At 42.5% G+C, this 21,418-nt stretch carries 18 protein-coding genes; 3 read left to right on the top strand and 15 right to left on the bottom strand.

The window, feature by feature from the left end:
* The first annotated feature begins 156 nt into the window (after positions 1-156).
* From I2F76_RS00895 to I2F76_RS00885, 3 genes are all read left to right on the top strand, one after another.
* Positions 157-2,496 (top strand): cation-translocating P-type ATPase, encoded by a 2,340-nt coding sequence (locus I2F76_RS00895; RefSeq protein WP_195487045.1) that lies wholly within the window; start codon positions 157-159, stop codon positions 2,494-2,496.
* A 234-nt stretch (positions 2,497-2,730) separates the two neighbouring features.
* Positions 2,731-3,477 carry a tRNA1(Val) (adenine(37)-N6)-methyltransferase gene (locus I2F76_RS00890; protein WP_021152863.1) on the top strand — a complete coding sequence of 249 codons (747 nt, stop codon included), beginning with the start codon at positions 2,731-2,733 and terminating at the stop codon, positions 3,475-3,477.
* Positions 3,467-3,730 (top strand): GIY-YIG nuclease family protein, encoded by a 264-nt coding sequence (locus I2F76_RS00885; RefSeq protein WP_049472126.1) that lies wholly within the window; start codon positions 3,467-3,469, stop codon positions 3,728-3,730. Before I2F76_RS00890 ends, I2F76_RS00885 begins: the two co-directional genes overlap by 11 nt.
* 16 nt (positions 3,731-3,746) lie before the next feature.
* On the opposite strand, the gene I2F76_RS00880 is transcribed toward I2F76_RS00885, so the two are convergent.
* From I2F76_RS00880 to I2F76_RS00810, 15 genes are all read right to left on the bottom strand, one after another.
* On the bottom strand, positions 3,747-4,640 hold the full coding sequence (locus I2F76_RS00880) for an aldose 1-epimerase family protein (RefSeq protein ID WP_195487044.1): 894 nt from the start codon (positions 4,638-4,640) through the stop codon (positions 3,747-3,749).
* A 353-nt stretch (positions 4,641-4,993) separates the two neighbouring features.
* Positions 4,994-6,565, bottom strand: coding sequence for a DEAD/DEAH box helicase (locus I2F76_RS00875; protein ID WP_150905691.1), 1,572 nt, complete (start codon positions 6,563-6,565; stop codon positions 4,994-4,996).
* 794 nt (positions 6,566-7,359) lie between these two features.
* Positions 7,360-8,268 (bottom strand): magnesium transporter CorA family protein, encoded by a 909-nt coding sequence (locus I2F76_RS00870; RefSeq protein ID WP_003006305.1) that lies wholly within the window; start codon positions 8,266-8,268, stop codon positions 7,360-7,362.
* Positions 8,269-8,309: 41 nt separating this feature from the next.
* A complete protein-coding gene (locus tag I2F76_RS00865; protein ID WP_004219989.1) occupies positions 8,310-8,690 on the bottom strand; it encodes a PH domain-containing protein in 381 nt (126 codons plus the stop codon).
* 77 nt (positions 8,691-8,767) lie between these two features.
* Positions 8,768-10,315, bottom strand: a complete 1,548-nt coding sequence (locus I2F76_RS00860) for a peptide chain release factor 3 (protein WP_070450462.1) — start codon at positions 10,313-10,315, stop codon at positions 8,768-8,770.
* Between the two features lie 185 nt (positions 10,316-10,500).
* Positions 10,501-12,426: a DUF2207 domain-containing protein gene (locus I2F76_RS00855; RefSeq protein WP_195487043.1), complete on the bottom strand. Its 1,926-nt coding sequence runs from the start codon at positions 12,424-12,426 to the stop codon at positions 10,501-10,503.
* A gap of 58 nt (positions 12,427-12,484) precedes the next feature.
* On the bottom strand, positions 12,485-13,165 hold the full coding sequence (locus tag I2F76_RS00850) for a TIGR02206 family membrane protein (RefSeq protein WP_195487042.1): 681 nt from the start codon (positions 13,163-13,165) through the stop codon (positions 12,485-12,487).
* 13 nt (positions 13,166-13,178) lie between these two features.
* A complete protein-coding gene (locus I2F76_RS00845; RefSeq protein ID WP_195487041.1) occupies positions 13,179-13,865 on the bottom strand; it encodes a TIGR02206 family membrane protein in 687 nt (228 codons plus the stop codon).
* A gap of 28 nt (positions 13,866-13,893) precedes the next feature.
* Positions 13,894-14,595: a TIGR02206 family membrane protein gene (locus I2F76_RS00840; protein WP_195487040.1), complete on the bottom strand. Its 702-nt coding sequence runs from the start codon at positions 14,593-14,595 to the stop codon at positions 13,894-13,896.
* Positions 14,596-14,651: 56 nt separating this feature from the next.
* Positions 14,652-16,019, bottom strand: coding sequence for a UDP-N-acetylmuramoyl-tripeptide--D-alanyl-D-alanine ligase (locus tag I2F76_RS00835; protein ID WP_195487039.1), 1,368 nt, complete (start codon positions 16,017-16,019; stop codon positions 14,652-14,654).
* 277 nt (positions 16,020-16,296) lie between these two features.
* Positions 16,297-17,343 (bottom strand): D-alanine--D-alanine ligase, encoded by a 1,047-nt coding sequence (locus I2F76_RS00830; RefSeq protein ID WP_195487038.1) that lies wholly within the window; start codon positions 17,341-17,343, stop codon positions 16,297-16,299.
* Positions 17,344-17,419: 76 nt separating this feature from the next.
* Positions 17,420-18,016, bottom strand: a complete 597-nt coding sequence (gene recR / locus I2F76_RS00825; RefSeq protein ID WP_021152853.1) for a recombination mediator RecR — start codon at positions 18,014-18,016, stop codon at positions 17,420-17,422.
* Between the two features lie 10 nt (positions 18,017-18,026).
* Positions 18,027-20,078 (bottom strand): penicillin-binding protein PBP2B, encoded by a 2,052-nt coding sequence (gene pbp2b / locus I2F76_RS00820; RefSeq protein WP_195487037.1) that lies wholly within the window; start codon positions 20,076-20,078, stop codon positions 18,027-18,029.
* A gap of 140 nt (positions 20,079-20,218) precedes the next feature.
* Positions 20,219-20,851 (bottom strand): DUF421 domain-containing protein, encoded by a 633-nt coding sequence (locus tag I2F76_RS00815; RefSeq protein WP_195487036.1) that lies wholly within the window; start codon positions 20,849-20,851, stop codon positions 20,219-20,221.
* Positions 20,848-21,300: a DUF3290 family protein gene (locus I2F76_RS00810; RefSeq protein WP_195487035.1), complete on the bottom strand. Its 453-nt coding sequence runs from the start codon at positions 21,298-21,300 to the stop codon at positions 20,848-20,850. The genes I2F76_RS00815 and I2F76_RS00810 overlap by 4 nt, the downstream gene beginning before the upstream one ends.
* Positions 21,301-21,418 lie beyond the last annotated feature (118 nt).

Genomic DNA, 21,418 nt, shown 5'->3' with positions numbered 1-21,418 from the left:
TTCATTCGTCTCTCTACAAGATATTCCATCCTGTAAAAGGTTCTTTCTTATTATACCGTATCCTGATTTTGACCGCAAACCTTTTTTAGATAAAAAATGTCTCAGCGGACCGATTCTAGATAGTCTTTTTCTCAAAAAAATGATATCATATTGTCTATGGAAACGAATGAATTAAAGGGGTTATCCCTCAGTGAAGTCCGCAAGAAAATGGATCGCGGACAAACCAATGATTTTACAACGAATACAAGTACCAGTACCTGGCAAATCATCAAGCGCAACGTCTTCACCTTGTTTAATACCTTAAACTTTGTGATTGCCGTAGCCTTGGCTGCTGTACAGGCCTGGAGCAATATGATCTTTTTCGCGGTTATTTGCTTCAATGCCATTACAGGAATCATGACCGAGATGCGCGCCAAGCGGATGATTGATAAACTCAATCTCATGAGTCGTGAGCTGGTGACTGTCATTCGAGACGGGGAAAAAGATGCGATTCCACCAGAGAAGCTTGTCCTAGGTGATCTAATGCTTCTGTCTTCGGGTGAGCAGATCCCTAGTGATGCCGAAGTCATGTCTGGTATCGCTGAAGCCAATGAAGCTATGCTGACTGGTGAGAGTGATCTGGTCTTAAAAGAAGTTGGCGATGAACTGCTTTCTGGTAGTTATATTGCCAGTGGTCAAGTCTATGCCCGTGTCAAGCGAGTTGGAGCAAACAACTATGCCAACAAACTGATGATGGAAGCTAAAACCCTGAAGCCTATCAATTCGCGTATTCTTTATAACTTAGCGAAAATTTCTAGCTTCACTGGTAAAATTATCATCCCATTTGGCCTTGCCCTCTTCTTTGAAGCATTGTTGATCAAGATGCTGCCGATCAAGGATTCTGTCGTGAATTCTTCAACAGCTCTCCTGGGAATGTTGCCAAAAGGAATCGCCCTTCTGACAGTTACGTCTCTCTTGACTGCTGTCATTAAGCTCGGCATGCGCAAGGTACTTGTTCAAGAAATGTATTCCGTGGAAACTCTCGCACGTGTGGATACCTTGTGTCTAGATAAGACCGGTACCATCACTCAAGGGAAGATGACAGTCGAATCTCTCCATAGCTTATCGGATCATTTTTCTGAGGAAACCATCAAAGTTATCCTTTCAGCTTACATGCAATATAGCGAGGACACCAATCCTACTGCTCAAGCTATTCGCAAGGCTTATGGGGAGTTGGAGCATGCTTATACTGCGGAAAACATTATTCCTTTCTCAAGTGATCGGAAATGGGGAGCCATGCACCTATCCAACCTTGGAACCGTCTTTCTCGGTGCTCCTGAAATGCTCCTTAAAGAAAATCCCGCTCCTGTCGTCGAAGCACAAGCTCGTGGATCGCGCGTGCTCGTCTTGGCTCACAGTTCAGAACTGATCAGCATGCAGGAATTGAAACTGCCTGAAAATCTTGAAGGGATTGCGGTTATTGAGATTACAGACCCCATTCGTGAAGGGGCTTCAGATACTCTTGAGTATTTGCGCTCTCAAGGAGTGGATCTCAAAATCATCTCTGGTGACAACCCTGTGACGGTCTCTTATATCGCTCAACAAGCTGGCTTCAAAAATTATGAGAACTACGTCGATTGTTCAAAAATTTCTGATGATCAATTAGTGGATCAAGCAGAAGAAACAGCTATCTTTGGGCGCGTGTCTCCTCACCAGAAAAAACTACTTATCCAAACCTTGAAAGCTGCTGGTCGGATAACTGCTATGACAGGAGATGGGGTCAATGATATCCTTGCTCTTCGCGAAGCAGACTGCTCCATCGTGATGGCTGAGGGAGATCCCGCAACTCGTCAAATTGCCAATATTGTTCTTTTAAACTCTGACTTTAATGACGTTCCAGAAATTCTTTTTGAAGGCCGTCGTGTGGTGAATAACATTGGACGAATCGCTCCAATCTTCTTTATCAAAACGATCTATTCCTTCCTCTTGGCTATCATCTGTATTGCCAGTGCTCTCTTCTTTAACGTCAACTATTTGCTGATTTTCCCTTTCATTCCTATTCAAATCACCCTGATCGACCAATTCGTCGAAGGAATCCCACCATTTGTGTTGACCTTTGAACGCAATATCAAACCGGTTGAAAAACACTTCTTGAGACGTTCCCTTCTGTTAGCCTTACCAAGCGCCTTGATGGTCGTCTTTAGTGTCTTGTTTATTCACCTTTGGGGAGCAAGCCATGGTTGGTCTGCAGCCGATATGTCTACTGTATCCTACTACTTACTTGGCTCCATCGGTTTCCTATCCGTTATCCGTGCTTGCCTGCCGCTAAATATCTGGCGGGCCCTCCTCATCCTCTTCTCTGTAGTAGGATTCTACACATCTGCGGTCGTGTTAAAAAACTTGATCGAGATTTCCCTCCTTACAGCCACTACTTTCCCAGTTTATCTGGCATTGATGGCTATCTTTACAGGAGTCTTTATCCTCACTACGATTCTCCAAAAATATGAATTTGATTGAAAAAAGAGAGTGGGACAGAAATCGGTAATTCGTTAGAATTCGATTTCGTCGTCCCACCTCCGCACAGTTGAGTAGGGCTGTAAAAGCTGATGAAATCAGCGTAGTAGAGCCCACTCAACCACTGCGTCTTGCTCGACAATCCAAAAATAATTGAGAGGCTAGGACTTTTGTCCCAGCCTCTTTTTATGTTTTATCGATCTTTCCCCAAGCTTCTTTTCATGCTATAATAGAGCCATGACAGATATCGAATTAAAAGACGGCGAGCGCGTCAATCAACTTTTTTCAAGTGATGTGAAAATTATACAAAATCGGGAAGTCTTTAGTTATTCCGTGGATAGCGTCCTCCTCTCGCGCTTTCCAAAATTGCCCAAGCGGGGCTTGATCGTAGATCTCTGCGCTGGAAATGGGGCCGTGGGACTTTTTGCGAGTACTCGTACAGAGGCCCAGATCATTGGTGTCGAAATACAGGAACGTCTAGCGGATATGGCAACCCGCTCCATTGCTCTCAATGGCTTGAACCAGCAAATGTCCATGATCACCGATGATCTCAAGCATTTGCCTCAACATATCAAGGGGAGTAAGGTGGATATCATCCTCTGCAATCCTCCTTATTTCAAGGTGGATGAGCATTCCAATCTCAATGAGAGTGAACACTACCTCTTAGCTCGACATGAAATTACCACCAACTTAGATGAGATTTGCCATGTGGCCCAGCGGGTTCTCAAATCAAATGGTCGCTTAGCAATGGTCCATCGTCCAGATCGCTTTTTAGATATCATCGAAACCATGAAACGATACAATCTTGCACCTAAGCGGATCCAGTTTGTCTACCCCAAAGTGACTAAAGAGGCGAATATGTTATTGATTGAGGCGATCAAGGATGGCTCACTGGATGGTTTAAAAATTCTTCCTCCTCTCTTTATTCACAATGAAGATGGCAGCTATACAGACGAGATTCATGAGATCTACTATGGAAACTAAGGCTTACATGTATGTTTTAGAGTGTGCGGATGGCTCTCTCTACACTGGCTATACCACGGATGTCGAAAAACGCCTGAAGACTCACAATGCTGGAAAAGGGGCCAAATACACACGGGCTCGCCTCCCCGTTAAACTTCTTTACAAAGAATCCTATCCAGATAAACCCTCTGCGATGTCTGCCGAAGCTCTCTTTAAAAAGAAATCGCGCCAGGCAAAACTAAACTATATCAAAAAGAACCGTCGGACTCCATAGTCCAACGGTTTTTCATTTACAAAATGGTGATACGGTACTGATGACTCCGTGTCTCTTGAGGGTCCAACTGGATCACACCTTTTTTGTCTTCGAAGAAATCGCCCTCTTCTGCAGATGTGGAAATACCTGTCCAAGGCTCTAAGGCAATGAAGGGGCCCTTGTTATTGGTAGACCAAAGGACCAGATTTTCAAAATCTGCAAAATCAAATTCCAAACCTTTACCTGATTTTTTCGAGATAAGCTTCACAGATTTAGAGGTTAACTGATCTAAAATAATGGCATCTTTTTCAAATAGTTCATGTCGCAAAGGTAGGCTACGCTTATGATCGAAAAATGGCGTCCGCTGCAGGCGATCGACCAATCCAGTTTCTGTGAACAAGAGAGGGACGCTGCAGGTTTCTTCTTTTTCAAAAATCAACTCGTAGTCTTCATAGTCTTCATCTGCTAAAAGGGGACAATGAAAAGCTGGATGCCCTCCAATGAAATAAGGCATGACTTGATCAGACTCTAGATTTTGTACACGATAGGTGATGGTGATTTCTTTCCCTTGTAGTTCATAAACGATTTCAACTCGAAAATGGTAGGGATAATTTTGCAGGCTCTCGTCGTTAGAGGTGATTTCAAAGACAAGACGATGGTCTGTTTGTTCTTTAAGTTCAAACTCTCTCTTCCTAATGAGACCGTGTCTTGGCAGCTGACCTGTCTTCACTCCATCTTTTAGATGATACTGTACTTGGCCATTACGAACGCTTCCGCAAATTGGAAACAAAACAGGCGCTTGTCCCGACCAATACTCCGGATCCCCTTGCCAGAGATATTCTAAGCCTTCTTTATTACGAATGGAGCTCAATTCCCCTCCAAATGTCTTACATTGTACTTCTAGATCATCGTTTTTTAATGCAATCACCATGGACGCCACCTCTTTATGATTAATATAGTTATTATATTCATTATAACCTTTTAGCTAAGATTGTCAATTTTTATCTTTTTCGTTAAAAATTTTTAAAAATATAAGAAAAAAACCTTGACAAAGCTTAGAAATAATTGTAAACTTAATATGTTAACAGAAACATTCCGTTTTAGGAATCCGTTCTTTCTGTTTTCTGACTTTTTTAGGATGCTCCTTATCATGATACATTTTTTCTAAAAGAGTCAGTTATCATTTAGGTCTCCTTATAAATATACAAGGGTTAACAGCTAGTTAACCCTTGTATTTTTGATTTTCATTAAAAAGACGGCCTATTGCTAGACCGTTCTTAGGACTTATTTATCCCCTTTATTGCGGATGACAAATCCATTTTTCTTTTCACTTGACGTACGATGAGGACGTTTGTTGCCTTTGCCTTCAAAGTCCCGGCTGTTTTTATTGGACTTGCGTTTGAAATCACGTCGTCCACCTTCACGGTCATCTCTGCGATTTCGATCACGGCGTTGGTCTCCACGACGGCCATTTCCACGGCCACCTTTGCCTTTTCCACCAACGCCACCACCGGATGGTTTAAATGGCAATGGTTTTTCACGCGCAATTTCAACTTCTGGAAGACTATCTGGATCTTGAACGGTCAAGCTCAAGATATACATAGCCAATTCTTCAGGAGTGAATTCTGCAGCCAATTTGCGAGCATCCTTACCAAACTTCTCAAAGTTCGTTCGGATTTTTTCATCCTCAAAGTCTCGCTCAATTTTCTTCAGCGCTACTTGTTTTTTCGCTTGGAAGGCTTCTGCTGCTGTTGCAGGTTTCATTCCCTTCATCCGCTTTTTAGTCAAGTTCTCAATGATTTGCAAATAGCCCATTTCATTTGGCGAAACAAAGGTAATGGATTGCCCTGTTTTCCCAGCACGACCTGTCCGTCCGATCCGGTGAACATAGCTTTCTGGATCTTGTGGAATATCGTAGTTGTAGACATGGGTCACACCTGAAATGTCCAAACCACGTGCCGCAACGTCCGTTGCCACCAAGACGTCCAAGTTCCCATTTTTAAAGTCACGAAGGACACGGAGACGTTTGTTTTGATCCAAATCTCCGTGAATCCCTTCTGCTCGGAAACCACGGATCTTCAAGCCACGCGTCAATTCATCGACCCGGCGTTTAGTCCGACCAAAGACAATGGCAAGCTCCGGTTGCTCGACATCCATCAATCGAGTCATGGTATCAAACTTTTCGCCTTCTTTGACACGAATATAGTATTGATCGACCAAGTCGGTGGTCAATTCTTTGGCTGCGATCTTAACGTGTTCGGGTTCTTTCATAAACTGAACACCAATGCGTTTGATGGCTTCTGGCATCGTTGCTGAAAAGAGCAAGGTTTGGCGTGTTTCCGGAACACGGCTAATGATGGCTTCGATATCTTCCAAGAAGCCCATATTGAGCATTTCATCTGCTTCATCCAGGATCAAGGTTTCAATATGATCGAGTTTCAAGGCCTTGCGCTTGATCAAATCTAGCAAACGTCCAGGTGTTCCCACAACGATGTGAGCACCTGACTTCAAAGCTTTAATTTGCTTTTCAATGCTTGATCCACCATAGACAGAGCGAACTTTGACACCCTTACTGCGTCCAAAGCGGAAGAGTTCTTCCTGACTTTGAACCGCCAACTCACGCGTCGGAGCAATAACAAGGGCTTGGATTACTGTGTTATCGACATCAATCTTCTCCAAAGTTGGAAGACCAAAAGCAGCCGTTTTACCGGTCCCTGTTTGCGCTTGACCAATGACATCTTTTCCTTCAAGGGCCAAAGGAATGGTTTGTTCTTGGATGGGGCTTGCTTCTACAAAGCCAGCTTTTTCGATTTCTGCTAATAATTCAGCAGATAAGTTAAATTCGTTGAATTTCAATTCTTTCTTCTTTCTAAAAAGTGGTGCGAAGCCACTTTATCAAACTTCTTTCAATGCGAAAACGCACTGATTGCATAGGAAGTCACCTTCCCGGTCACCTGTCGCAAGACTCATCTAAAGAAAAACTAGTCCGTCTGTTTAAGACTACAATTTCTTTAGAGAAAAATGTTTTGCGTCCTAACGGATGTTGTTGGCTAGTATCGTTTTTCAAACAAATAGGCCACAAGATCCTACTTGCGGGAGTCTTCTTTCGAACAGAATCCTTCCATCTGTTCTGCCTCACCAGCATTTCTCTCATACAAGTTTGCAACTTATCTAGTATAACACAATGGACGACCAAATGATAGTCAAAGGAGAATAATTTTATTTTTTAGGAAAAATTTTTAAAAACTTGAAAATAGTCAAGAGGGCAGTTTCCCCTAGATTTAGCTGACTTTCTTCTGACACCGTTCAAGAATCCCTTTAAATAGGAGTATAAAAACTTCGGAAAAACTTTTTTTGGTAGTTCTTGCGTTTTTACAAATAAATATGTATAATACAGTTAGTATCTAAAATATTTCTGTATAAAGAAATAGGATCATTTTATCTGATTCAACGATTTATTCTAAGTTCTGATTTATTTAGAACCACTCAGTACTATTAAATCTACTCCTACTATTTCCAAGAAGATTTTGTACAGTCAATGAACTATTCACACTGCCCCTTCTTTGGAGAGGAGGGCAGGTGTCTAGATGGTTCCTATTTCTCAGATTATTCTAGATACGAAGAGGCTCGGATTTCTCCAAGCCTCTTTTTTATCTTTGTTTCACAATCCACCGCATAACCTTTCCCAAAATGAGCCATAATATAAAGCTACATACGGATACATAAATCCAAGCATTGGGATCCTTTGTCATCGGAAGAGGGATATTCATTCCAAAGAAACCGGTGATAACGGCTAAAACCGCCAACAAGGCTTCAAAGATGGTTAGGGTTGTCAAGTTGTCATTCAAGTTGTTGTTTAGGATATTGTTGTAAGATCCTGACAACTGTTGCAAGACATTGGAAATCAACTCAGTCATCGAAGCCAACTGACGCGCTTCGATCATGGCATCATCAAACTGCTCTTTTTCAACATCATTCATCCTGCGATAAATGGCATGCGCTTTAATATGTTCTAGCAACATCCGATTCTGCTTGGCTGCTGCGACCAGATACACCATACCGGTCTCAAGGTCAGACAGGGCATAAAGATTCTTGGTCGTCGTTGTCTTTCGAAGCAAACGATTGAGTTCATCCTTGTGCTTATCTAAGCGATCAATAATCGGATAATAAGCATTACTGATCATTTCAAGACCTGCAAAAAGCAACTTATAGATCGACAACTCCCCATGGCTTTCCAAATAGCGAACCATTTGTTCAATGATATAGGCATTGTCCTGGTTACTGATGGTCACGAGTCGCGTATCTTGAACGATAAAGGTCATAGGGATGGTTTCGTAGTATTCCTTGTCCTTTTCTAAATCCAATACATTGTAGATAAATGTGATCGTACCGTTTTCTCGATTATAATCCATATGGGCACGTTCGTTCTTATCCATCGCGTACTCAATGGTTTCTTTGTCAATCTCGTATTTTTTATAAAGATATGAGTTTTCAGCAATCATATCCGAGTCGATATTGATCCATTTCCGATCTTGACCCAATTGTTTTTCGATAAACATTCCGTCTCCTTTCTCAACTGTTCTCTATCAAAATGATATTTTTATTTAAAAACTGCACTGGCTAATGCTTGCTGGATTTCAATGACGCTGCTGTCACTCTTGAATTGTAAAACTTCTGAAGGCTCGACTGCAGAAGAGACCCAGATTTTTAATTCGGCATCCAAATCAAAATGACCAGAAGTTTCCACTGAAAAACGAGAGATAGAGCGATAAGGTAAGGACTTATAGGACGTTTTCTTTCCTGTTACTCCTTGCTTATCCACCAAGATCAAACGAAACTCTGTAAAGACGATTAAATCACGAATCAAGCTAAAAGCAAGTGTCACTTGCTCTCCCGGCACCAAGATATCTTCCAGATCTCTTTCTACTTTATCGACATTTTTTTGAGAGGCATTGCCCATCAAACCACTTAATAATCCCATCATTTCTCCTTTAAAAGCGAAAACGGACCTTATCCGTTTTCTTATTCTATTGTTATGGATCGGTTTTGAATCGTTCCTTACCCCATCTTTTCTTCCAGCTCAACGTCTGGATACTTATCTGCAAACCAACGGAGGGCAAAGTCATTTTCAAAGAGGAAGACTGGTTGGTCAAAGCGGTCCTTCGCCAAGATGTTTCGGCTTGAAGACATGCGCTCATCTAAGTCTTCTGGTTTGATCCAGCGAACGGTCTTTTTACCCATTGGGCTCATGACCACTTCGGCATTGTATTCATTTTCCATCCGGTGCTTAAAGACTTCAAACTGAAGTTGACCAACAGCACCTAACATGTATTCACCTGTTTGGTAGTTGGTGTAGAGCTGAATAGCTCCTTCTTGCACCAATTGCTCAATCCCTTTGTGGAAGGATTTTTGCTTCATAACGTTCTTAGCTGACACTTTCATGAAGATTTCAGGCGTAAAGGTTGGCAGTGGTTCAAATTCAAACTTGTTTTTGCCCACTGTCAAAGTATCTCCAACCTGATAAGTACCGGTATCGTAAACCCCAATGATGTCTCCTGCTACAGCATTGCTGACATTTTCACGGCTTTCGGCCATAAATTGAGTCACGTTAGATAACTTAGCGCCCTTACCAGTACGAGGCAGGTTGACGCTCATCCCACGCTCAAATTCGCCAGATACGATCCGCACAAAGGCGATCCGGTCGCGGTGACGAGGATCCATGTTGGCCTGAATCTTAAAGACAAATCCTGAGAAATCCTTATCATAAGGATCGACAAGTTCCCCATCTGTCTTCTTGTGGCCGTGTGGCTCTGGAGCAAACTTGAGGAAGGTTTCCAAGAAAGTCTGCACCCCAAAGTTAGTCAAAGCTGAACCAAAGAAGACAGGAGTTAATTCACCAGCTAAAATCGCTTCTTCTGAAAAGTCATTTCCAGCTTCTTGCAAGAGTTCGATATCATCTTTTACTTGCTCATAGAATGGGTTGTTAGCAAAGAGCTTGTCTCCATCTTCTAGACTCGCAAAGCGTTCATCCCCTTTGTAGAGTTCCAAACGTTGGTTATAAAGATCGTAAAGTCCCTCAAAGGCTTTTCCCATTCCGATCGGCCAGTTCATTGGGTAACTGGCGATTCCCAAGACTTCTTCCAATTCTTGTAAGAGATCCAGTGGCTCACGACCGTCACGGTCCAGCTTGTTCATAAAGGTAAAGACTGGAATGCCACGGTGTTTCACAACCTCAAACAGTTTCTTGGTTTGAGCCTCGATACCCTTGGCAGAGTCTACAACCATAACCGCGGCATCCACCGCCATCAAGGTCCGGTAAGTATCTTCTGAGAAGTCCTCGTGCCCTGGGGTATCTAGGATATTAACGCGCTTGCCATCGTAGTCAAACTGCATGACAGATGAGGTTACCGAAATCCCACGTTGTTTCTCAATGTCCATCCAGTCGGATTTAGCGAAGTTTCCTGTTTTCTTTCCTTTTACGGTACCGGCTTCCCGAATCTCCCCACCAAAGTAGAGCAACTGCTCAGTAATTGTCGTTTTACCAGCATCCGGGTGGGAGATGATGGCAAAAGTACGGCGTTTTTTAATTTCTTCTTGTACGTTCATGTTCCTAATTCTTTCTCTTCTTATTTTTTGATAAATTTACAAATTCATCTCTACATCGGATCTCTCCTCAATTTCTCTATCTGTCCTATTATAGCGAAAATAGGCACTTTTTTCAACGATGATTCTTCTTTGAGAGCAAAAAGAAAGACTAAAATCCGTAGATTCTAGTCTTCTTTTCACGGCTATCAAAAGGCACCAAATCCTCCGCCACCGCCACCATCAGAGAAGCCACCGCCGTCAAAGCCGCCACTGCCATCTGAAGAGTTAATAGAGAAGCTTGAAACACTATAGGAATCATCTGCATAGTTCATCAAGGTAGAGCCGTCTAGGAAGGTATTTGGGGAGGTTGTTAGCCAAAGAACAGTGTCCCAGTCTTCATATGGTAAGGGAATCTGATGATTTTGGAGTACCTGGCTCACTTTTTTTGCTTGGCCATACATGGTTGCATAGACTAAGATGCGATTCCATAGGATGACACTCTCAAGTTCTGCTTGGTTGAAATTTGGAATACTTTCGATCATATTTCGAAAGGCCATCCATTGGAATTGTGAATCCAAGTTCTCTAAGGATTGTAGATGATCTTCACGGATTTTCACAACAATATAAAATGGAATGAATAACAAAACCAAAAGTAAAATAATCCAAAAATAGAATGAAGATAGGTGTGAACCGAATCCAAGAGATAAGAAACACATGCTCACAAATAAGATCAGTAAGAGCCAAAAATGTAAGGCACAGCCTGTTTTAGAAAAAGCTTCTTCTTTCTCAGATAAGTCTCTAAAATAAGAAGGCAATCCTAATTTTGCAATTTCCTTTTCTACCCCTTTTGACAATTGCTGGGCATCCTTTTTTAAAAGCGATTGAACGGCACTTCCGACTTTTCGAATACGGTCTCGTTGTGTGTCTGATTTAGCAGCTCGAAAATCTTTTTTTAAGGCTGCTTTGTCGATTTTATACCTTGAAAATACTTCACTGATATTGATTTCAGATTCTTGATCAAAGATCATTTCAATAAACTTCAATTCAAAATCAGCCAAGCCTTCATAATGGAGACAGGTCAAGGTTTCCCCATTTTCATTCCTAGTCAAACGAAGATTTCCTCGATCAATGAGATCCAATATAGTTGCTTGGATGAGATGATTGAATTTTAATGGTCCTTTCTCTCTAGATATCACCATCCGTTCAAAATCAAGTTGATACAGTGCCTTAGCTAGGACAAGAGGAGGTAAATTCTGTGGTGGTTCGTATAATCGTACTCCTTTTGCAATCCGACGAGTTCTGGTACTGATAAAATACCGGATCCATGGAATGAAAGCGAGGATAAATAAAAGAATCGATACAATTGGTACAACCTTAAGTAGTAGTGTCCGATAGAGGAACGTTTTTTGTTCAATGGATTTCTCTTTTTTGAGAAATTTCTCTTTTCCATTTCCCTTGTTAATCTCATTTGCTTGGTCTCGACGCAGGGCTTCTGTCATTGGCCAATAGGCATGCAGTTCGAGCTTTCCATTTTTTGGAAAATCCTTTGTCCAAATATGATAACCAGTTTCAGTCCGTTCGACTTGGGCTGGTGGATTAAAGTAACCAGTATGGGCATACAGTTTTCCCTGCTTAGCATCCAAGCCATCCACATAAAAATCTAATTTCGCGACTTTCTCATCTCCATCTGAAATAGGAAACCAATTCAGTTCTGCAATATCCTTGTAGAAAGTCAAGAGATGATCAATCTTCCATTTCACTTTGATCTTGACCGTGCCACCGACGATACGGGCATTGTATATTTTTAATTGACGGCCATCTTCCAGGTCTGTTTCCTCTACACGAATCTCTCGTTTTTCCCCATCCACATAGGCTTCCACCTCAGGATTACGATGAATCTTAAACCCTTTTGGAAGAGGATCAGCGCTTCCTAAGGTCACATATTGACCATGATAGCCTGTCTGAAACTGATAGGTGATCTCTTGTGTAAATGTTGCCTGGCTATCTTCCTGCAATTGGAGGTGACCTACATAGGATTCAATCGAATAGCGAACTTCTTCATCCGCATATGCTGTCGTTATTGTACAAAACAAACTCCAAACGAGGGAGATCATTAGCAAGAAACGCTTCATATATTCTCCTTTGATATAAAACAGGGTTGAGACAGAGATGCCCCAACCTTTATACTGGTTATTTTCTCACTTTTACCCGCTCACTTCTACGATTGAAGATCTGATTAAAGAGTAATAAAGCAAGGGCTAAAATACTAGATACAACCAGGTAGTTGAGCCAGACTTTATCCCCTCTCATAATCGGAGGGCGGGCCATCAAACCATAATTACCTCCCGTCAATTGATTGACTCCAACCAGGAATAAATCTAAGGCAAAGGTATAGAGAACAATCTGCCTATTTTTTAAGAGGTTTCGATCATACCATCTCAAGAGATAAATCAAGGAATTGATCAGGAGACAGTAATGTCCGAGGAGGAAAGAAAAGCTCGTAATATGAGGGAAAGTGTAGGGGTCAAAGACTGGATAGCCCAAAGCAAAGATGGCTCCACTCACTCCCATCAAGGCAAAGAACTGTTTGCTTTTCCATCTGTCTGGCAAAAACAAGACCGCAAACATGGCCAATCGACAATGATAAAAAGGTAAACTGTTGGACCAAGGAATGTGGTAGGCAAAATACCAAAGATACAAGCAAATTAACTGGAAGGCTTGTAAGTATTGAAAGCATTTGCGAAATTGCTCATTCTGATAATAGCGAAGTGACATCATGATCGCTGTCACAATTAACAAGACCATCACACTATACCAAAGTGCTGAGATTGCTGGTGGTGCTGTTGATTCTGTAGTGAAAAAATGATGCATAAAGTCTCCTTATTTAAACAGATTCAGGTATTCTTCTTTTCTTACTGTACTGAACGATCGTATTGATGAGGATCAGTGTCCCCGTCATTAGGACTGTCACGATGAAATAGTTGAGCACAAGGCCATGGTCTCCTAGCACAGGTGGCCGACGCAGAAAGCCATAGTTTCCGCCCGTTACAAGGTTGGCTAGAACAATAATGGCATTGACTCCAAAAGTCATCTGACAGATCTTCCAAACAGCCCCTTCTTCCACCTGGTAGGATTGAACCAGATAGATTAGGCAGTTGGCCAAGAGGGCCCAGTGACCAAAGACATTGTTGATCGAGGAAACGTGAGGAAAAGGGTAGGGATAAAAAACAGGATGAACCAAGGCCATAATGGAGCCAAAGACTCCGACTAAGGCAAAATATTGCTTGAAGCTTCCCTTGGGGGCCAAAAGGATAATCCACATGGCCATCCGGCTATGATAGAAGGGAAGACTCTCTGAAAAAGGCAAGCGAGCTGCTAGATACCAAGAGTTGATAATGAGCAACTGAATCAATTGCCCCCAATACCAAAAGTTTTGATAGCCTTTAGAGTGAGCAAATCGAACGGACAGAACTCCCACCACTACCAAAGAAGTCGGCAATAAGAAATACCAGACACCCAATTGAGGAAGGGATGTTGGTTGACTAGTGAAAAATAAGTCCCAAAGTGCCATGATTTCTTTCCCTCATCTACTCTTTTTTCTATTCCGAACGCGAAACGACAGTCTCTTCAACCATCTTGTATTTGTACTTATAACGTTGATTGACCAAGCAAATACCAGCCACCATCACGATGCTGACCAAGAGGTAGTTCAAGAGAGCACCGTGGTCTCCAATGATTGGTGGACGTCGTAAGAAGCCGTAATCTCCTCTGGTCAAAAGATTGACCAAAAAGATGACTGCATTCATACCAAAGGTGATCTTAACAATTCGTAAAGTGTCCTGTTTTTCCGACTGATAAAAATCCTGTAGGTAAATCAAACTATTGGCAAACAAGGCCCAGTGACTAAAAATCAGGTTGAGTACAGTAATATGAGGGAATGGGAAGGGATCAAAGGCCGGATAAACCAAAGCCGCAATGGATCCTAGAACACCCAACAAGGCAAAATATTGCTTGATATAGGTCCCTCTAGGAGCAAAGAGGATCGCAAGCATAGCCAAGCGACAATGATAAAAAGGCAAATTATCCGTCAAAGGCATGTGGGCGAGAATATACCAGGCATTGATTGTCAAGACTTGGATCAACTGTGCCCAATACCAAAAGCGTTGGTAGCTTTTGGACTGCGCATATCTGATGGAAAAGTAGCCAACCACCAACAAAGAAGCTGGCAGAATGAAATACCAGAGCCCAAACTCAGGCGGGGCTGATTTTTGGTTCGTAAACAATAAATCCCAAAATGTCATTTTTCTATTCCTTTAGTTTATAGTAGCCTATTTTTGTATAACTTCCTTCACATTTGCTAGGCTTTTTCTAATTCCTCTACCAATTTGGCTAAATGCATGGAATTACTTCCCTTGATGAGGATTTGGTCCTGCTCTTTTAAGCTTTCCTTGACTTGTTTGACCATGTCCTCAAACTGGTCTTCCTCAGCTGTTTTTTTAAAATAATAAACATGTCCAAGTGGGAACATCTGACTCGCTAATTGAGCTAAGCCCGCAATGTCTTGCCCATAGAAAATAACGGTATCCAAGACATCCGGTGAGAGGCTGAGGATCATTTGGTTGTGCAGATCTACAGATTGCTCCCCTAGTTCTTTCATATCTGCAAGGACGGCTAATTTTCGGCCATTTGGATTCGCAGGAATAGTCGAGAAGGTTTCTAAAATCAAGCGCATAGCCGTCGGATTAGCATTGTAGACATCGGATAAGATATCTGCTCCGTTACTGGCCTTTTTCCATTCCGTGCGGTTGCGCGTCAATTGCAAGGTAGCAAAACTATCACGAATCGCCGCTTCGCTCACTCCTTCTTGCAGGGCAACATAAGCTGCAATCATGGCATTGGTCGCATTGTATTTTCCTGTTACTGGTAGATCAATCGCTTCTTCTAAGAAATTAGCGCGGAAAGTTAAGCTATCCTTTCGCTCTACCAACTCGGTAATAAAAATCTCCTCGTCTGGACCAAAGCGGACCACTTTTTGTTTTTCAGGGAGGTAGGCATTCACAATCGGATCAGCTGGAACCACCAGAAGGCCACCTTCTGGCATGCCATCCGCAATTTGGAGTTTTCCTTTTGCGATCTCACTTCGATCTTTGAAAAATTCCAAATGGGCTTCCCCAATTAAGGTGACAATAGCAGCCTTGGGATGCGCCAGTTCTGACAAGAGATGGATATCTCCTAGATGGTCTTGCCCCATTTCAAGGACGAGTTTGTCTGTCCCTTCTGGCATATGGAGAACCGTATAAGGAAGACCAATTTCATTATTATAGTTTCCCTGTGTTTTATAGGTCAGGTAGGTAGTGGACAAAAGCTGTGCCAACATATCTTTTGTAGTTGTTTTACCATTTGACCCTGTCACAGCAAAAACATCCACTTTTGTCTTTTGAAGATAGGCTGCAGCCAATATTTGAAATGCGCTCAATACATCTTCCACCAAAATATAAGGGTGGCCTTCGATCACTTTCTCTGAAAAAGTGGCTACGGCTCCATTTTCAAAAGCGGTCTCGATGAAATCATGACCATCACGCGCTCCCTTTAACGGAACAAAAAGGTCTCCAGTCCCAATCAAACGGCTGTCAAATTCAGGCTTAACGAGGGCCACATCTTCATATTGGCTGATATCATTTTTTGCATGTACTAGATGAGCAACTTCATGTAATGTGAGATTCATATCCGACTCCTCAGTTCTCCGTAGCGTCGTCCCCAAAGGTCTAGACGCTCGTTTCAAATTCTTCTCATTATACCATATTCTAGACCACAAAAAAAGTGGCTGGGACAGAAGTCCTAGCCTCTTGATTGTTTTTGGATTGTCGAGCAAGACGCAGTAGTTGAGTGGGCTCTACTACGCTGATTTTATCAGCTTTTACAGCCCTACTTAACTGTGCGGAGGTGGGACGACGAAATCGAATTCTAACGAATTACCGATTTCTGTCCCACTCTCTCTTTTCTTACAACAAATGCGCTTCGTGTTTTTGGAAGACTTCTTTTCCAAGCTCTACTAACTTGGTGATCAAATCTGTATAGTTGAGACCCATATTGTCCCAAAGCAAGGGATACATAGACCATTGGGTAAAGCCTGGCATGGTATTGAGCTCGTTTAAGAAGATCTCTCCTTTATCGGTATAGAAGAAATCACAACGAGCTAAGCCTAGACCACCGATCGCACGAAAGGCTTTTTCTGCGTTGGTTTGCATGATTTTCACAACCTCAGGGTCCAATTGAGCTGGAATCGCCATGGTAATTTTGTTATCGATGTATTTGGCATCGTAATCATAGAAGGCCACATCTTTGACAACTTCACCTGGAAAGGTACTTTTCACATCATAGTTTCCAAGGAGCCCAACTTCGATCTCACGCGCATTGACCCCTTGTTCTACCAAGACACGGCTATCGTATTTGAAGGCCAATTCAAGAGCAGTCCGAAGTTCAGTTTGGTTTTCAGATTTTGAAATCCCTACGCTAGAACCCATATTGGATGGTTTAGTAAAGACAGGATAAGAGAGAGTAGCTTCAATTGCAGCAATTTTCTCATCTATATCATCGCCTTCCACTACAGCTACATAAGGAACTTGTGGAATCCCTGCAGACTCCAAGACCCGTTTGGTCGTGATCTTGTCCATCGCGACACTAGAAGCCAAGATGCCACAGCCGACATAAGGCATTTTCAAGACTTCTAAGAAACCTTGAATGGAACCATCTTCACCCATCGGTCCATGAAGAACTGGAAAGACCACTGCTCCTTCCTTGTAAATTGCAGATGGTGCGACTTTCTTAGACCAGTCCACTGTATCGTTGGTCATCAATTTCTCATCATCCTCTGGTTTCTCTTCAAAAGCTTGCGTCTGGATGAAATCTCCTGACTGCGTAATAAAGTAGGTTTGAACCGAAAATGCTTGGTAATCAATCGCGCGCATCACGCTTTCTGCTGAAAGAACAGATACTTCACGTTCTGCACTACGTCCACCATATAACAGGATTAAGTCTTGTTTACTCATAGTTTCTCCCTAATTGTTCCCTTGATTTCTTACTTGATAGTATACCACAATGATAGCCCTTTCGAAAGAACTTCTCTTATAATTCTGTCCGATTTTCGATCGCGCGAAGAAGGGTCACTTCGTCCGCATACTCGATATCGGCTCCAACTGCTAGCCCCCGTGCCAAACGGGTCACTTTGATGCCTGCAGGTTTGAGGACGCGTGAGATATACATAGATGTCGCTTCTCCGTCTGCCGTCGCATTGGTCGCAACAATCACCTCAGTAACTGTTCCATCCATCAAGCGACTGAGCAAACTCTTGAGATTGATATCATCGGGTCCCACGCCATTCATGGGTGAGATCAAGCCATGCAAGACATGATAGCGACCGTGGTATTCCTGGATATTTTCCATAGCAGAGACATCCCGGCTATCTTCTACAACAAGAATGAGGGATGGATCCCGCGTTTCATCTCGACAAATCTCGCAGGTTTCTTCATCAGTCAAATTGCCACAAATACTGCAATACCCTAGCTCACGCTTGGCATTCAGTAAGTTCTTGGCAAATTCATTAACATCATCATCTGACATGCCAATGGTGTAAAAAGCAAGACGGGTCGCTGTTTTGATCCCAATTCCTGGCAACTTGGAATAGCTGTCAATTAATTTTGCAATAGGTGCTGGATAAAGCATAGTTTCCTTTCTAATTCATGGGGTGTTTCTGATTGTATAAGTTAATAATGTCACGCGTAATGGAATGACTAACCGTCGCTTGTAGATTGGTATTATGTGGAAAGACCACCGCTACCGCAATCTTTGGATTATTCGATGGTGCATACGCCACCACATTAGTATTAATGGCTTGTTTGCCCCCATCGACAGTGGTTTCAGCTGTACCAGTCTTTGCACTGATGGGCACACTGGCCCCACGACCAACGGTTTTTCCTGTCGTCAACCCACTCGTACCATTGGCCACTTGGTAAAACCCTTGCTTGATCAAAGCCATGTCCTCCGCTGAGATATGGACTTGATTGAGCTCCTTGGCTTCGATCGATTTTTTCAACTGACCGAGGCCACCTTGATCATTATTGTCATAGATTCCTTCGACGACATGAGGACTCACCCGCTTCCCATCATTTGCAACGGTTGCCGCATACTGAGCCAATTGCATAGGGGTGTAGTTGTCAAACTGGCCAAAGGCATTGGTCAAATAATTGCCGACTGTATACTCTTTCGGGATAAAACCGGTCGATTCATTGGGAAGGTCAATCCCCGTTGATGTTCCAAGACCGTACTCTGCAAAAGTAGAACGCAGTTTTTTCATAGCAGGATCCACTTGATCCACTTGCAAGGTCATATTTGGAGTGTAGGGTTGCCCCATCATCTTAAGGGCAATTTGAACCATATAGGTATTAGAAGAGTATTCCAATGCTTCTACCGCATTGATGGAACGGCTACCGTATTGGGTAAACCAAGAATTGATCGGAGCTGATCCTGCAAAAACAATCGGCTGATCGGTCAGAACCTGATTGCCGGAAATGGCTCCATTTTCCCATCCAGAAGTCAAGGTTGCCCCTTTGACCACGGATCCTGGGACAAAGACGTTGGTCACTGTTCCCAAAGCATCGGTTGATAAATCTTGACTACCAGCCTGGTGTTTGATCCCTGCCATGGCAAGGACTTTCCCTGTATCAGGCTCAAGGGCTACAGCATAGACACCTTCGGAGTAGGTCGCGTTTCCAGCTTGCAACTCTGCGCTAAAGGCAGAGCGGAGAATATCTTCCACCCCTTTTTGGAAATCCAAGTCAATCGAGAGCTTGAGGTTTTCCCCCTTAGCTCCTTTTAAAATGTCTACCACTTTATCCATGTTACCATTTTTATCCAGGAGAATTTCTTTTTCACTGCGTTTTCCTTGAAGGACGTTTTCGTATTCCTTTTCGAGATAAGACGTTCCAACCCGGTCATTGAGAGCATAGCCTTTTTTGACATAGTCCTCGACTTCTTCTGCTGGAAGTCCCGCCTGCTCAGTCGAAACCGTTCCGATGATAGAAGCTAAAGGAGTATCCAGAACCTTGCGGTCCCAGCTGGTCGTGATGGCAATTCCAGGAAGGTCCTGACTGTCAGCCGCGATGGTCGCAATCTGCTCAGCTCCTAGTGCTTGCGTCGAAATAATCCCCGTCGCAAAATTCTCCACAGCATTCATTTGGCTATAAAGATAGATAATCTTTTTCTCATCATCTGTGTAACCGAGTTTTGAAGGGTCAATGCTGTCCGCTGCCGCTTGATAGATTTTAGCTTCTGGTAGACGATTGCCATCAGTATCAAATTTCTTTTTCTCAGGCAGGTGCTCTACGACCTCTTGGTAGACTTTGGTATTGGCTAGATAGTAATCCACTTCTTGCCGTTCGGTCACTTGAGGATTTTCTACATCGACATACTGCAAGAGTTTTCCAGCTGTCTCTCGCATTTCTTGGGCCGTCATTTTACGATCCCGCGTAAAGGTCAAGACTTGTTTTCCCACATTTTCCACCAAGGGCTTACCAGAAGCATCATAAATTTGCCCTCGCACACTCCCTTGTTTGACCGTCTTTTTGGTAGCTTTTGCCAATTTATCCGTATAGTAGGCTTGGTGAGAGATCTGCATATAGCCAAGTCGGGCAATCAGAACCAAAAAAAGAAGGCAAATCAAACTAAACAGCAGGTAGAGTCTGCGTGTTATCGAATGATTCTCAAACTTCCGTATTTTCTTCTTCATGAAATGTTCTATCCTTCTTTTCTAATCAACACTTACCTTCCATTTTACTATTTTTCCAAGAGTATCTCAAGAAAAGGAAGGGACCTTTCCTCCTTTTTTACAAGGAAAAAAGATTGGACCTGTCCGCCCAATCTCTTTTTCTAATAAGTCACAACATTGATTTTTCCTTTGTCATACTCAGCTATGAAAATATCCAACACGTTATCATAGCCTTCTTTTTCCAATTCAGCCCGCAACCACTCTTCACTTTTCCCAATTGTTTCCAAAATTTCAAGCTGAACCACACCATCAGTAATGATCGGGTATTTAGGATTTTCATCCCCCGCACGGACAACGATCATTTGACCGTTTTGTTCAATGACAGCTCGTTTCACTCCCTTTAATTGGAAAATTCCTTGTGAACGCAATTTCAAGGCAACGTCTGAAGCAGAAAGTCCCTTGGATCGACAAGCTTCCGGATCAAGCTTCCCATTTTTGATAATGACAGTTGGTTTGCCATCGATCAAGTGCTTCATAAAACGGACATTGGTATTGAGCCATTTTAAGAGCAAGATCAAAATAGTCCACATCAAGAGAATCACTATGTATTGAAGAATGGTAATGGAGCTATTGTAAATCACCCCACCAATAATTCCCCCCAGAACAAAGTTCTGTATCTGGTCTACTGCAGAACTTGGTGCTAAGTTTCCTTTCCCGGTCACATTGATCACAAATACCAAGGAAATCAAGCCAAGAGCTAATTTAATCAAAATGGTTATAAAATTTACTGTCATTTGTTCACCTCCACAAGTTCTACGTCTGTTTTATATAGATCCATCTTTTCTAATAGATAGCGATCCGGGTCAGAGCCTGCGATAGCTCGGTAATAAACCTCTCCAACTTTCAGAATCGCCCCATCTGTGGCCGCTGAAGTATTGACATAGACATCTTCTTTTTTGACATCCAACTCCTTTGAGATGACTTCAATAAAATGGAGTGAGCGTTGGAACTGGTCATTATTACTTTGGCTATTTTGAAAATTGCTGATACTGATCAAGACCACTACCACCAGAGTTAAAATGGAGATAATAGACAATTCGCGGAATTTGCTATCGTGCTTATTCCGATAGGCTTTCGCCGCAAAAAAACCAGTCAGAAGAATGAGCAAGCCAGATATCCCAATGGTCACCCAGTTTTGCTGGCTGATCTGACTCAATACATAGTCATAAGAGTAAAATTTCATAAAGAACTCCCTTTCTCCAAATGAATTCAATCTATTATAATAGATTTCACAAGAGCTTTCAAGGCATTGTGATCAGAAAATTATTAAAATTTTGTTATAATAAAACTATCAATTATGT

This window comes from Streptococcus parasanguinis (genome assembly GCF_015557775.1).
Taxonomy (GTDB): Bacteria; Bacillota; Bacilli; order Lactobacillales; family Streptococcaceae; genus Streptococcus; species Streptococcus parasanguinis_AA.
Note: the sequence above shows the minus strand (reverse complement) of the source record. Positions and strands in the feature narration are given on the sequence as shown.

Bases quoted from the DNA above. Each gene is read 5' to 3' on its own strand.
- I2F76_RS00810 (WP_195487035.1), bottom strand. From the start codon at position 21,300: ATGAAATTTTACTCTTATGACTATGTATTGAGTCAGATCAGCCAGCAA.
- I2F76_RS00885 (WP_049472126.1), top strand. From the start codon at position 3,467: ATGGAAACTAAGGCTTACATGTATGTTTTAGAGTGTGCGGATGGCTCT.
- I2F76_RS00840 (WP_195487040.1), bottom strand. From the start codon at position 14,595: ATGACATTTTGGGATTTATTGTTTACGAACCAAAAATCAGCCCCGCCT.
- pbp2b (WP_195487037.1), bottom strand. From the start codon at position 20,078: ATGAAGAAGAAAATACGGAAGTTTGAGAATCATTCGATAACACGCAGA.
- recR (WP_021152853.1), bottom strand. From the start codon at position 18,016: ATGCTTTATCCAGCACCTATTGCAAAATTAATTGACAGCTATTCCAAG.
- I2F76_RS00890 (WP_021152863.1), top strand. From the start codon at position 2,731: ATGACAGATATCGAATTAAAAGACGGCGAGCGCGTCAATCAACTTTTT.
- I2F76_RS00815 (WP_195487036.1), bottom strand. From the start codon at position 20,851: ATGACAGTAAATTTTATAACCATTTTGATTAAATTAGCTCTTGGCTTG.
- I2F76_RS00870 (WP_003006305.1), bottom strand. From the start codon at position 8,268: ATGTTTATCGAAAAACAATTGGGTCAAGATCGGAAATGGATCAATATC.
- I2F76_RS00845 (WP_195487041.1), bottom strand. From the start codon at position 13,865: ATGGCACTTTGGGACTTATTTTTCACTAGTCAACCAACATCCCTTCCT.
- I2F76_RS00835 (WP_195487039.1), bottom strand. From the start codon at position 16,019: ATGAATCTCACATTACATGAAGTTGCTCATCTAGTACATGCAAAAAAT.
- I2F76_RS00880 (WP_195487044.1), bottom strand. From the start codon at position 4,640: ATGGTGATTGCATTAAAAAACGATGATCTAGAAGTACAATGTAAGACA.
- I2F76_RS00830 (WP_195487038.1), bottom strand. From the start codon at position 17,343: ATGAGTAAACAAGACTTAATCCTGTTATATGGTGGACGTAGTGCAGAA.
- I2F76_RS00860 (WP_070450462.1), bottom strand. From the start codon at position 10,315: ATGAACGTACAAGAAGAAATTAAAAAACGCCGTACTTTTGCCATCATC.
- I2F76_RS00895 (WP_195487045.1), top strand. From the start codon at position 157: ATGGAAACGAATGAATTAAAGGGGTTATCCCTCAGTGAAGTCCGCAAG.
- I2F76_RS00855 (WP_195487043.1), bottom strand. From the start codon at position 12,426: ATGAAGCGTTTCTTGCTAATGATCTCCCTCGTTTGGAGTTTGTTTTGT.
- I2F76_RS00850 (WP_195487042.1), bottom strand. From the start codon at position 13,165: ATGCATCATTTTTTCACTACAGAATCAACAGCACCACCAGCAATCTCA.
- I2F76_RS00865 (WP_004219989.1), bottom strand. From the start codon at position 8,690: ATGGGATTATTAAGTGGTTTGATGGGCAATGCCTCTCAAAAAAATGTC.